General features: G+C 47.7%; 13 protein-coding genes. All 13 read left to right on the forward strand.

All coding sequences use genetic code 11. The annotated features are described in order from the left end of the window. Positions 1-48 precede the first annotated feature (48 nt). Positions 49-714 carry a redox-sensing transcriptional repressor Rex gene (locus PAEVO_RS03850; protein WP_100536348.1) on the forward strand — a complete coding sequence of 222 codons (666 nt, stop codon included), beginning with the start codon at positions 49-51 and terminating at the stop codon, positions 712-714. Beyond that, positions 689-1990 (forward strand): amidohydrolase, encoded by a 1302-nt coding sequence (locus tag PAEVO_RS03855; RefSeq protein WP_100536349.1) that lies wholly within the window; start codon positions 689-691, stop codon positions 1988-1990. The genes PAEVO_RS03850 and PAEVO_RS03855 overlap by 26 nt, the downstream gene beginning before the upstream one ends. Positions 1991-2021: 31 nt before the next feature. Beyond that, the gene (locus PAEVO_RS03860) at positions 2022-2540 is read left to right on the forward strand and encodes a cell wall elongation regulator TseB-like domain-containing protein (protein ID WP_100536350.1); all 519 of its coding nucleotides are present in this window, start codon (positions 2022-2024) and stop codon (positions 2538-2540) included. A 268-nt stretch (positions 2541-2808) separates the two neighbouring features. Next, positions 2809-3342, forward strand: coding sequence for a hypothetical protein (locus PAEVO_RS03865; RefSeq protein ID WP_100536351.1), 534 nt, complete (start codon positions 2809-2811; stop codon positions 3340-3342). After that, entirely contained in the window at positions 3335-4837 is a 1503-nt protein-coding gene (locus tag PAEVO_RS03870) for an AAA family ATPase (RefSeq protein ID WP_100536352.1), read from the forward strand. Before PAEVO_RS03865 ends, PAEVO_RS03870 begins: the two co-directional genes overlap by 8 nt. Before the next feature lie 134 nt (positions 4838-4971). Then, positions 4972-5844, forward strand: a complete 873-nt coding sequence (locus PAEVO_RS03875) for a 3-hydroxyacyl-CoA dehydrogenase family protein (RefSeq protein WP_100536353.1) — start codon at positions 4972-4974, stop codon at positions 5842-5844. After that, positions 5841-7049 (forward strand): acetate/propionate family kinase, encoded by a 1209-nt coding sequence (locus tag PAEVO_RS03880; protein ID WP_100536354.1) that lies wholly within the window; start codon positions 5841-5843, stop codon positions 7047-7049. The genes PAEVO_RS03875 and PAEVO_RS03880 overlap by 4 nt, the downstream gene beginning before the upstream one ends. A 30-nt stretch (positions 7050-7079) precedes the next feature. Continuing rightward, positions 7080-8375: an asparagine--tRNA ligase gene (asnS, locus tag PAEVO_RS03885; RefSeq protein ID WP_076321005.1), complete on the forward strand. Its 1296-nt coding sequence runs from the start codon at positions 7080-7082 to the stop codon at positions 8373-8375. Between the two features lie 18 nt (positions 8376-8393). Further along, positions 8394-9143 (forward strand): DnaD domain-containing protein, encoded by a 750-nt coding sequence (locus tag PAEVO_RS03890; protein WP_100536355.1) that lies wholly within the window; start codon positions 8394-8396, stop codon positions 9141-9143. 186 nt (positions 9144-9329) lie between these two features. Continuing rightward, on the forward strand, positions 9330-10043 hold the full coding sequence (locus PAEVO_RS03895; RefSeq protein ID WP_243390618.1) for an HAD family hydrolase: 714 nt from the start codon (positions 9330-9332) through the stop codon (positions 10041-10043). Then, the gene (locus PAEVO_RS03900) at positions 10043-10699 is read left to right on the forward strand and encodes an HAD family hydrolase (RefSeq protein WP_100536356.1); all 657 of its coding nucleotides are present in this window, start codon (positions 10043-10045) and stop codon (positions 10697-10699) included. The genes PAEVO_RS03895 and PAEVO_RS03900 overlap by 1 nt, the downstream gene beginning before the upstream one ends. Before the next feature lie 282 nt (positions 10700-10981). After that, a complete protein-coding gene (locus tag PAEVO_RS03905) occupies positions 10982-11251 on the forward strand; it encodes a CD3324 family protein (protein ID WP_100536357.1) in 270 nt (89 codons plus the stop codon). A 143-nt stretch (positions 11252-11394) separates the two neighbouring features. After that, positions 11395-12429, forward strand: a complete 1035-nt coding sequence (locus tag PAEVO_RS03910) for a phosphotransferase enzyme family protein (RefSeq protein WP_100536358.1) — start codon at positions 11395-11397, stop codon at positions 12427-12429. Positions 12430-12431 lie beyond the last annotated feature (2 nt).

Consider the following 12431-nt stretch of genomic DNA (forward strand, 5'->3'; position numbering starts at 1 on the left):
CGATCACATTGAAATGTAGTTATTAACCTATTATTAGGGGGAGCATGCATGAAATCGGAAAAAATTTCGGAAGCCGTGGTCCGCAGATTACCTGTATACTTGCGCTATTTGAATGAGCTTCAGAAAAGGGAGGTCTCCACGGTTTCCTCCCAGGAACTGGGACAAAAACTGGACCTCAATCCTGCTCAAATTCGTAAGGACCTAGCGTATTTCGGTGATTTTGGACGGAAAGGGATCGGATATGACGTATCTTATCTGATCGAGAAAATTCGCCAGATTCTAAAGCTGGACCAGAAGATCAATGTCGCATTGATTGGGGCCGGTAATCTTGGACATGCATTATCAAATTACAATGCATTTCTGAAGGACAATATGAAGATTGTGGCGGTTTTCGATTCGTATTCTCCCAAAGTTGGTATGAAAATAAACAATTTGGTTGTACAGCCGATGGAGGAACTGGAGAAGACGGTTCATGAGTACGGCATTCGTATCGGGATTATCACCGTTCCGGATTTTGAAGCGCAAAATGTAGCGAATCAGCTTATCGCCGCAGGCATCGAGGCTATTCTGAATTTTGCGCCGACCATCCTGAAAGCTCCATCCCATATCCGGATTCATACGGCTGATTTTACTACGGATTTGCAAAGTTTGGCCTATTATTTGGATAACGGTAAGGAGGATACAGCACATGACGACAACGAAGTGGATGGTTAAAAACGGAACGTTTGCGGTACTAGAGAAAGGAAGGTCCGTGCTACGCGGATATATGGTTGTGGAGAATGACCGGATAACCTACCTGGGTGAAGAAGAGCCAACCGTCCAAGAGGGAACAGAAATTATCGACGGAACCCATCTGTTTTTCCTGCCTGGATTGGTGAACACGCACGGACATGCGGCGATGTCGCTTCTCCGCGGTTATGGCGACGATCTGGCACTGCAGGTATGGCTTCAGGAAAAAATGTGGCCGATGGAAGCCAAATTCACGGCCGACGATGTGTACTGGGGAACCTCACTCTCCGTGCTTGAGATGATCAAAGGCGGAACCACGACGTTTGTGGATATGTATGATCATATGGATCAGGTTGCAAAGGTTGTGCAGGACTCAGGAATGCGCGGCGTACTGACACGCGGTGTCATCGGATTATGTCCGCCTGAGGTGCAGCAGCAGAAGCTGGATGAGGCGGTTGCATTCGCGAAAGACTGGCATGGCAAGGCGGATGGAAGAATTACGGCGATGATCTCGCCGCATGCACCTTACACATGCCCGCCGGATTTCATCGAGAAATTCGTTCAGGCATCCCATGATCTGAATCTGCCTTTGCATACGCATATGTCCGAAACGGAAACGGAAGTCGCTCAGAATGTAAATGATTACGGACTCCGCCCTGTTGCCCATTTGGAGAAGCTTGGCATGTTTTCCCGTCCAACGCTGCTTGCGCATGCCGTCCATCTGACCGATGAAGAAATCGAAATCCTGGCTAAGCATCAAGTGATGGTGTCGCATAATCCAGGCAGCAATCTGAAGCTTGCCAGCGGCATCGCTCGCGTGCCTGCACTACTGAAAGCCGGGGTCACCGTGTCTTTGGGTACCGATGGACCTGCGAGCAATAATAATCTGGATATGTTTGAAGAGATGCGCCTGGCGGCACTGATCCATAAAGGAGTAAGCGGGGATCCAACCGCGATTCCTGCATCCGAAGCGCTTCGGATGGGTACAGAGTATGGTGCCAAGTCAGCTTTCCTTGCGGATATCGGTACGCTTGCGGTAGGAATGAAGGCAGATATGATCGCACTGAACACGGATCAGGCGCACTTCCTTCCGAAGACGGATTATATTTCTCATGCTATCTACTCCGCCAGTGCGAAGGATGTTGAGCATGTATGGGTTGACGGTAAGCAGGTCGTGAAGAATGGCGCGAGCCTTACTCTCGATGAGGAACGTATCCGGCGGGAAGCGCAGCGTGCCTTTGAGCGTCTTACAACCCTCTAGGAAATAATCAAGGGGAGCGAGGAAGACGGATTTGAAGAAAAAAACGAAGTGGATCTTGCTTAGTGTATCCGGCGTGCTGCTGTTACTGCTTGGTTTACAGCTCTATTATTCATATGTTATGAAAGACACTTGGAATGAAGAAAGAATGGCGATTGCTGCCGCCAAGCAGCATGGCCAATTGGTTTCGTCCGGAAAGACCTATAAATCGGTGTGGGGCGAGGATAATAACTATTGGGTGGTAAGCGGCAAGGATCAGGACAATCAAGATCGTATGGTATGGGTAAAATTTACAGATGACAACGTACCTGTTGAAGGTGCCGATGCTGTCCAGTCCGTTTTATTGAATACAGGGATGTCGGAAGCCCAGATTCGGGATCAGATTTATAACGAATTGCCTGGTGTGGAAATTAAGCGATTGCTGCCTGGAATGTATGAAGGCGAGTATGCCTGGCAGCTGCAGTATGAACACAACGGTCAGCGCGGCTATCGGTTTTATCGTTTTCAAGACGGTAACACGATCGGTAATGACATTATTCTTCCGAATCAATAATAAACGAAGTAAAGAGAGGCGTCCCTTACTATTTAAGAGGGGCTTCTCTTTTTCTTTCATAATTGTAAGCGCATTCAGGAAAAATATGGAAAAACTGTTCTAAATATTTTCACAGACATGCATGAAAAAGTATATAAGATGTGATATACTCGTACTTGTACAAAACGAGCATATAAATTACATGCATCGCAATATATCGTTGTTATATGTATTTTTGTGTTACAAAATGATAGACAAAATTTTATACAGGAAATGAAGGAGGAACTTCATGAAACTACGCATTGTACCTATCATGCTGACTGTCGTGATCTCAGCATCGGTTCTCTTTGGCGGATGGTTTCTGTATCGGCAGATGGCTTTGCAAAATCCGCTGGCAAATGTTGTGTCACAATATGACGGCGTGAAGGATTCTCATATAGATATTAAACAGAATACCGTTACTTTGAATCTTGATTTGGCTCCAGATACAAATTTACAAGGTTTGGTTCAGCATATTAAGAAGGAAGGCAAGTCTGTGATTGGCAAGCGGGAATTGAAAATCCAGGTGGAGGACCATTCCTCGGAAGCACTGGATCAATGGTGGGAGAAGGCCATGCTTTCAGTCGCCGAAGCAATGGATAATAAGCAGTATACCGATATTCAATCATCGCTCGAGCAGCTTGCTGCCCAGTCTCCGAATTTGAAAGCAAAAGCAACCATCGATGACACCAATGTCTATGTCAGCTTGTCAGACGGCAAGTCTGGTAAATTTATAATCTTGCCGCGTCAGCCTGGCAACATGGAGGTGTGGAATCATGCCTAAATTGGCTAAAGAAATCATGTTAGGCTTTATTCCCGTATTGCTGGTATTCCTCGTATTTGTCGGCGTGAACATCGTGCCCTTGCTCATCGCTGCAGGACTTGTAGGCGGCTTGTTGTTTATCGCTAAAATGAAAGGCGGTATTGCTGTAGGCGCAGGGAATGAGCGCAAGCGGAAAAAGAGCGGACCTGCCAAGCTGACGTTCGAAGAAATCGGCGGGCAGGATAATGCTAAACAAGAACTGCGAGAAGCATTGGATTTTCTGATTCGTCATGAAGACATTAAGAAATTCGGCATTCGTCCATTGAAGGGCATTCTCCTAACCGGGCCTCCGGGAACAGGGAAGACGTTGATGGCGAAAGCCGCTGCTCATTATACGGATTCGATCTTTGTTGCTGCATCCGGCAGTGAATTTGTCGAGATGTACGTCGGTGTTGGTGCGGGGCGCATCCGGGATTTGTTCAAGGATGCCCGGAATCGTGCGACAAAAGAAAACAAACAAAACGCCATCATCTTCATCGATGAGATCGATGTCATTGGCGGTAAACGCGAAGGCGGCCAGCAGCGCGAGTATGACCAGACGCTGAATCAGCTGCTAACCGAGATGGATGGCATCTATTCACAGGATACGCCTCGCATTTTAGTTATCGCCGCGACAAACCGGAAAGAAATGCTGGATAGTGCACTGCTGCGTCCAGGTCGATTCGACCGTCATATTCAAGTAGATCTTCCGGATAAGAAGGGACGCACTCATATCTTGAATCTGCATGCGGGTAATAAGCCGCTGCATGAAGATGTTGACTTGGAGAAAATCGCTGAGGAAGCTTACGGCTTCTCGGGTGCACAGCTTGAGAGCGTCATGAATGAAGCGGCCATTTATACGATGCGCGAGAATGAACAGTTTATCCATCAGCGCCATTTGTCCATGGCGATTGATAAGGTAATGATGGGTGAGCGTTCCGACCGCGAATCGAATTTGGAAGAGAAGAAGCGCGTTGCCATACATGAATTGGGACATGCTATTATGGCAGAGCTTGTGCGTCCCGGGAGTGTGAAACAAGTTGCGCTGAGCCCGCGTGGTAAAGCACTTGGTTATGTACGTCATAACCCGCAGGAGGAGCAGTATCTGTATACAAAAACCTTCCTCGAAGAGCAAATTATGATCGCGCTTGGCGGTGCGGCCGCCGAAGAGATCTTTTACGGGGGGCGAAGCACAGGCTCAAGCAATGACTTTGAGCAATCGCTGAACATCGTGGAGACGATGATGAAGTCGGGTTTGACGTCGCTGGGCATTGTTAACATGAACATGGTAACAACTGAAGAGTTAATGAAAGAGAATAATGTGATTTTGGAAGAGTTAATGAACCGCACTAAGAATCTCTTGGGACAAAAACGGCCAATATTCGACAATTCTCTTGATATCCTTTTAAAGGAAGAAATCCTCTCTGGGGAACAATTTCGTTGTCAATTTCGTGAAAACGCGCTTTTACCAGCATAAATTGTTATGCTGGTTATTTTTTTTTACTTTTTTGTCGTGCTAAGATATTATTATACTTTGTGCTCTGAAAATGTATTTTTCGACAAATGGGGTACAATAAAGTATAGAGATAAGGAAAGGGTGGAGTAGAAACCATGTACTTCAAAAAAATCGGCGTCGTAGGCGGCGGGACTATGGGGCAGGGCATTGCGGAGATGCTGGCAGCCAAAGGTCTTGACGTGCTGCTCGTAGAGAAAACTCCAGAGAAACTGGACTATTCATACCGAATGATCGAGACCAGTCTAGATAAACAATTGGAGAAGTGGGGAATTACCCAGGCAGAGAAGAAACTCATACTGAACCGGATTCAAAAAGTAACTCATTTTGCCGAGCTTAGCACCTGCGATATGGTGATTGAGACCATTATAGAGGACTTGGAAGCGAAGAAAGAGGTATTTACACAGCTCGATCAAGTATGTCCGAGCCATGTGATATTAGCAAGTAATACATCCACGCTTAGTTTGACGGAGCTCGCCAGCTCTACCAAATATCCTGAGCGTGTTATTGGCATGCACTTCATTCATCCTGTTTCCAAGGTAGATCTTGTTGAAATCATCCGCGGCCTGAAAACTTCCGAACATACGTTTACGGAAACGAAACGCTTTGTTGAAGAAGTTTCGGATAAAAAAGGCATCATGGTGTATGAGTCTCCAGGTTTCGTTACAACCCGCATGATCACTCTCATGATCAACGAAGCGATGCATCTGCTGCAAGAAGGCGTGGCTTCGGCGGAAGATATCGATGACGCGATGAGAATCGGATATAACTTCCAGCATGGGCCGCTTGAGATGGCCGACCGTTTCGGCTTGGATTCCATTCTCGCTGCGCTGGAGCGCATGTTCCGCGAGTACGGCGAACTGAAATACCGTCCATCGATAGTCTTGAAGAAACTGGTCCGCGCAGGGCAACTGGGCGTCAAAACCGGGGAAGGCTTTTTCAAGTACGATAAGGATGGTGATCGGGTATGAATATTCTCGTAATTAATGCAGGTAGTTCTTCACTGAAGTATCAACTGTACAACATGACGGATGAATCCGTGCTGGCAAAAGGCTTGGTAGAGCGGATCGGCATGGACTCCTCGATTCTGACGCATAAGCCGACGGGAAAACAGGATGTTACGGAAGTTAGCGAAATTCTGGAGCATACCACGGCGATCCGCAAAGTGCTTGGCATGCTCACGAACGAGGAACACGGTGTGATCGATTCTATCGAAAGCATTCAGGCCGTTGGACACCGCGTAGTGCACGGCGGGGAGTCTTTTAAAGAATCCGCGCTCGTTGACAGTGACGCCAAAGCGGAAATCCGCCGCTTGTTCGATTTGGCTCCGCTTCACAATCCCGCATCGATGATGGGGATTAAAGCGGCAGAAACCAATATGCCGGGCGTTCCGCAGGTCGTTGTATTTGATACGGCATTCCATCAGACGATGCCTGAGAAATCATACCTGTACGCTATTCCGAGAGTACTTTATAATAAGTATAAAGTACGTCGTTACGGTGCGCACGGTACGTCCCACGCCTATGTCAGCCAGGCAGCGGCAGAATTTCTGAACCGGCCGCTGGAGGATTTGAAGATCATTACCTGTCATATCGGTAACGGTGCATCCCTGACAGCCGTAAAAGGCGGGAAATCCATCGATACCTCCATGGGGATGACTCCGCTGGAAGGGCTCATGATGGGTACACGCAGCGGTGATTTGGACCCGGCAATAGTACCGTTTGTCATGAACAAGGAAGAGCTGACTGTCAATGAAGTGAACTCCATGCTGAACAAGCATAGCGGACTATTAGCGATTTCCGGGATCAGCAGTGATATGCGTGAGATTACGGAAGGCATGGAAAAAGGCGATCCGAACTCCACGTTGGCCTTTGAAATGTATGAGTATCGTGTTCGTAAATACATCGGGTCATATGCTGCTGCCATGAATGGCGTGGATGTCATCGTATTTACTGCGGGCGTCGGCGAGAATTCGATCGTTCTTCGTCAAAGAGTGCTTGAGCAGCTTACCTATCTCGGAGTAGAATTGGATGAGGAGCTGAACAGCATTCGTTCCGGCGAACCACGCCGTATTTCTGCGGCGAATTCGAAGGTCGAGGTACTTGTGATCCCTACCAACGAGGAACTGGTTATCGCTCGGGATACGCATCGTATCGTACAAGCTTCCAACCGTTAAATAGTAGTGATATAAGGGAGAGATTTAAGCATGGCCACCAAAAGTGTGATTCGTAACGTCAACCAGCATGTCGGTGAGACCGTCACGATCGGCGCCTGGATCAACAACAAGCGTTCCAGTGGGAAGATTCAATTCCTGCAGCTTCGCGATGGCTCCGGATATATCCAGGGTGTTGTTGTGAAGAGCGAAGTATCCGAACAAGTATGGGATGACGCGAAAAGCCTGACACAGGAAAGCTCTTTGTATGTGACGGGTGTTATACGTGAAGAGCCGCGGAGCCAATCGGGTTATGAGATGACGGTTACCGGCATTGAAATCATACATCTTACGGAAAACTATCCAATTACGCCTAAAGAGCATGGTGTCGATTATTTGATGGACCATCGTCATCTGTGGCTTCGTACCCAGAAACAACGTGCGATCATGGTGATCCGTGCTGAAATTATCCGTGCGGTTCAAGATTATTTTGATACCAACGGATTTACGCTTGTGGATCCGCCGATTTTGACCCCAACTTCCGCGGAGGGTACAACCAACCTGTTCCACACGAAGTATTTTGATGAGGATGCCTACTTGACCCAGAGCGGACAGCTGTACATGGAGGCTGCCGCCATGGCGCTCGGTAAGGTATATTCTTTCGGGCCGACGTTCCGGGCCGAGAAGTCCAAAACCCGCCGTCACCTGATCGAGTTCTGGATGATTGAGCCGGAGATGGCCTTCACGGACCATGAGGAGAGCCTTCGGGTGCAGGAGCAGTTCATTAGTCATGTGGTGCAATCCGTGGTTAAGAACTGCCGCCAGGAGCTTGAAACGATCGGTCGCGACATCTCGAAACTTGAGGCGATCCAGGCACCATTCCCTCGGATTACTTACGATGAGGCCATTGAATTCCTGCATACGCAAGATTTCGATATTCCTTGGGGTGAGGACTTTGGCGCGCCACACGAAACTGCCATTGCCGAGAAGTATGACAAGCCGGTCTTTATCACGCATTACCCGGCGGGAATCAAGGCTTTCTACATGAAGCCGGATCCGAACCGTCCGGAAGTCGTACTGTGTGCGGATATGATCGCTCCGGAAGGTTATGGCGAGATTATTGGCGGATCGCAGCGGATAGACGATCCGCAGCTGCTTGAAGAGCGCTTCAAGGAGCATGATCTATCGATGGAAACCTATCAATGGTATATGGATTTGCGTAAATACGGCACCGTGCCTCATTCCGGCTTCGGTTTAGGTCTTGAGCGTACCGTTGCCTGGATTTGCGGCTTGGACCATGTGCGTGAAACGATTCCGTTCCCACGGACCCTGTACCGGTTGTACCCATAAGCCGTGAGAGGTGAGTCTATGGACCACGACGGTAACGTGGACACAGGCGTGAATGGGTGGACGGCCGGCGCCGCTGCCGGCATGAGCCAAGGAATGGCGATCATCCCTTATGCCTTGCTCCGGCATTACCGGTCACTTGGTTTAAGCGACCGCGAAGCCATGCTGGTCATCCATTTGATTGGTTATCAGCAGGTGGAGTTCAAGGCGTTTCCTTCGCTGGAGGAGCTTGCGGAAGTGACGGGGGCTCCCGCGGCTTTCATCGCTACCAGCTTGCAGCGTTTGATGAAGGTAGGGCTGATCGGCATTGATGAGTATGTGGACGAAACACAGGGGATTCATTACGAGCGCTACAATCTCAACGGATTGTATGAGAAGCTCGCTTCGTGCTTGGCTGAAGAGCGTGAGGAAAAGACCCCTGATGGAACCAAGTTTGCGTCTCCGCTTTTAAATGCCCGGCCTGCTAATGGCAAATCAGCTGCATCGGGGAATCCCGTTCCCGAGAAGGAAGAGCGGAATTTGTTCACCATTTTTGAAAAAGAGTTTGGACGCCCGCTGTCGCCCATGGAGCTGGAGACGATCTCCGGCTGGGTTGATGCGGATCGCTATCCGGACGAGTTGATCCTGTTGGCTCTCAAAGAAGCGGTATTTGCGGGCAAACTGCATTTCCGCTACATTGACCGGATCCTGCTGGAATGGAGCCGAAACCGGGTGCGTACCGCACAGGATGCCAAAGCCTATACGCAGAAATTCAGAAATATTGGAAGATAGATAAGAAGCACGTCCGTTAAGGGCGTGCTTTTTTATTTGCAATTTTTTTGTAATCCAGGTCTATGATGGGACTTTTCTAATGCAGCGGGCTGAGGATGGGCTGTTCAGTCCTGTGAATTAGCAGGAGAATTTCTCCGAATTAGCGAATGGATATAGTTGCAGCAGCGGCTGGAGGGGGAGATGAAGATGAGATACAAGGCCATAATTTTTGATCTGGATAACACGTTATTAGACTATAGTCAGAGTGAAAGGTCATGTATGCAGCAGGCACTGGAGGACTACCGTCTGCATGAGGAACTGACGTGGGAGGAATTCTGGAGCACGTTTGGACCGATTAACTTTAATTATTGGATGAACCGGATTCAGAACAATCACGATATTAGGCAGGTGTTGGAGCATTCCTTCATGGACACGTTCCTTGGACTGAAGCGGGAATTTACCCAGTGCCGGGAGATCTCGGAAACCTACTGGGGTTTGTTTTGCAGTTCCAACCATATGGAGCCCCATGCCGATCTTATTTTGGAACACCTGCATGGCGACTTTGCCCTCGGGGTCATATCCAACGGCATTGGTGAGGCTCAGCGCAAACGTCTTGCGGCAGGAGGCTTGTTTCATTATTTTGACTCCTTCATCATTTCGGATGAGGTGAAGTGCTGGAAGCCGGACCCGCAGATCTTTGAACTCGCTTTGCAGGAATTGGCTTTAAGTCCAGACGAGGTGCTGTACATAGGGGATTCGCTTACGGATGACTATGAAGGAGCAGTAAGATCCGGGATTGATTTTTGTTATTATAATCGCCGGGATACCCCTTTAAATGACCATCATCGACCTGCTTATGTGATCAGGGATCTTCTGGAGATCAAGGATTTGGCTAACGATGGAACACGGAGGACTACATAATGAAATATAATCATATACTGTTTGATTTGGATGGAACCCTGACGGATCCGCGTGAAGGCATTACGAAAGCCGTGAAGTACGCACTCGCTCAGCATGGGATTAACGTAAGTGATCTCTCCGAGCTGGAATGTTTTATCGGTCCCCCGCTCCAGGCGACCTTCACCGAGAAATATCATTTTAGTGAAGCCGAGGCTTGGGAAGCCGTTCTGAGTTACCGTGAATATTTCAAGGACACCGGCCTTTATGAAAATGAGGTATATGTCGGCATACGCCAGTTATTGGATTTGCTGTTATCCCAAGGGCGCCAGTTGTATGTGGCTACCTCCAAACCTACGGTTTTTGCCGAAACAGTCCTAGAGCATTTCCAGCTAACCGCTTATTTTTCCATGGTGTGCGGAAGCGAACTGGACGGCACCCGGTCCGCCAAAACCGAAATCATTCAGCATGTTCTGGATACGTGCGGCATTCATACTTCGGAAGCCGTCATGATTGGAGATCGGAAGTTTGATCTGATTGGAGCCGGGAACTGCGGGATACACAGCATTGCTGCAGGTTATGGTTACGGTTCGGAGGAAGAGCTGAGGGCATGCCAGCCAACCTATTATTTCAAAACCGTGGAGGAGATGCTCCGGTCGTTTGCAAGCTTAGCGGTTTAAAATCGGCTTGAACGATGAGACAGAGCACTTCGATTTTTCGCGTAACATCGGTTATAATGGTCATAACCAGTCGGAATGTCATTATTTTGAAGGGAGGGGCATGATCATGATGGGAAGATTGACGATGAGCTCTATGCAAAGTCTATATGATGAACAACGGCGGTTGTTTGCATGGAGCGATGAGAAAGTTACCGCCTGATTACCTCGCATAAAAGAGGCCGTTTATCTAATGGACTTTGCATCCTTAAAACCTTTATTTTAATTTTAAGGAGCAGAGCTACCATGAAATATATAAACGCGGATATTATACTTCCAGAGGAATTGTTGAAGGAAGTGCAAAAATATGTACAGGGCGGGATGGTGTACATCCCTAAACCTGAAGGGTTACGCAAGAAATGGGGAGAAAACTCGGGCAGCCGGGTGTATTTGAAAAAAAGAAACCTGGAAATCCGGCAGTTGTTTGCGTCGGGGGCAAGTATTGATCAGCTTTCTTCTCAATTTTGTTTATCCTGCGATTCCATCAAGAAAATCGTGTATACCAAAAACAAGTAATGCAAAGTCACATTGGACCTGATTCTGATGTGGCTTTTTCTTATGGATAAAAGTCATTTTAAACCAATTGTTATATAGGAAGTACAGATACTGAGCAATTATAATCATTCAAGAACGTCAAATGATAGAGCAGAGGTGAGTTCATGAATGATTTTTTTCAATTTGAAACAGAAGTACAACGGTGTGCGCTGCTCGAAAGAGCCAAGAGGGTTGCGATATCGGCACTTCAGCAATATAACCTGAGATGGGTTGAGATTGAATTTATCGGTATTTCGGACACGATTACATATCAAGTTAAGACAAACTTAGATGAAACATACTTGTTGAGAATTCATTCGCATCGACGGCGCAGTAATGAAATAGACCTGGAGCTTCAATTCCTGGATGCCCTTATTATCGCAGGTATCAAAGTGCCGACAAGTATAACCACACCAAGTGGTTTAAGATTGTTGACAATCGTTACGGACAATGGATTCAGATCACCTCATGTCACCGTGATGAGATGGGTGGATGGTGTGCATGCCCATGAAAGACTTACAGAAGATCAGGCTTATCAGGTAGGTGCCTTGATTGCGAGATTGCATGAAGTTGCACTTGGCTTCGAAAGTTCTTCTGATCTCCGGAGGCCCGTATGGGGGATGAACAGTTATAGAGAAGCGTTAGCCAAGCTGGAACGATATGCAGGAACTTTTTTATCGGAAGTCTCATGGTCACTGTATCAACTCGCAGCTGAAAAGGTTCTATCCCAGCTTGAGCATATGAACGCTGATGATTGCAACTATGGCCTCATTCATGCCGATTTACATCTGGGGAATGTTGTATTTGAAGGGGGAATTCCACATCCGATTGATTTCGGTAGATGCGGTTACGGTTTTTATCTTTACGATCTGGCCGCGGTTATGTTGTCACTTGATCCGAAGCAGCGATTCAAAGTGCTCCAAGGATATGAAAGTGTGCGGAAGTTGGACTCGGATTATATTCAGTCTCTGGAGTGTTTTTTCATCATGATCATGATGGAGAATTATAGCCACCATGCCTCTAATCCAAGAGAGACAGAAAGTCTGAAGAGTGAGCAAATCTATGCACTAGCCTATATCCGTGAATATTTGCACGGACGCCCGTTTCTGCTAACTGTGGTGAAGCCGTTAGAAAAAGACGATGTCCCAATCTCTAGTTGATC

The organism is Paenibacillus sp. GM2FR, from assembly GCF_002803325.1.
Classification (GTDB): domain Bacteria; phylum Bacillota; class Bacilli; order Paenibacillales; family Paenibacillaceae; genus Paenibacillus_AQ; species Paenibacillus_AQ lautus.

Coding starts and splice junctions, on each gene's coding strand:
- PAEVO_RS03850 (WP_100536348.1), top strand. CDS start 49: ATGAAATCGGAAAAAATTTCGGAAGCCGTGGTCCGCAGATTACCTGTA.
- PAEVO_RS03855 (WP_100536349.1), top strand. CDS start 689: ATGACGACAACGAAGTGGATGGTTAAAAACGGAACGTTTGCGGTACTA.
- PAEVO_RS03865 (WP_100536351.1), top strand. CDS start 2,809: ATGAAACTACGCATTGTACCTATCATGCTGACTGTCGTGATCTCAGCA.
- PAEVO_RS03870 (WP_100536352.1), top strand. CDS start 3,335: ATGCCTAAATTGGCTAAAGAAATCATGTTAGGCTTTATTCCCGTATTG.
- PAEVO_RS03875 (WP_100536353.1), top strand. CDS start 4,972: ATGTACTTCAAAAAAATCGGCGTCGTAGGCGGCGGGACTATGGGGCAG.
- PAEVO_RS03880 (WP_100536354.1), top strand. CDS start 5,841: ATGAATATTCTCGTAATTAATGCAGGTAGTTCTTCACTGAAGTATCAA.
- asnS (WP_076321005.1), top strand. CDS start 7,080: ATGGCCACCAAAAGTGTGATTCGTAACGTCAACCAGCATGTCGGTGAG.
- PAEVO_RS03890 (WP_100536355.1), top strand. CDS start 8,394: ATGGACCACGACGGTAACGTGGACACAGGCGTGAATGGGTGGACGGCC.
- PAEVO_RS03895 (WP_243390618.1), top strand. CDS start 9,330: ATGAGATACAAGGCCATAATTTTTGATCTGGATAACACGTTATTAGAC.
- PAEVO_RS03900 (WP_100536356.1), top strand. CDS start 10,043: ATGAAATATAATCATATACTGTTTGATTTGGATGGAACCCTGACGGAT.
- PAEVO_RS03905 (WP_100536357.1), top strand. CDS start 10,982: ATGAAATATATAAACGCGGATATTATACTTCCAGAGGAATTGTTGAAG.
- PAEVO_RS03910 (WP_100536358.1), top strand. CDS start 11,395: ATGAATGATTTTTTTCAATTTGAAACAGAAGTACAACGGTGTGCGCTG.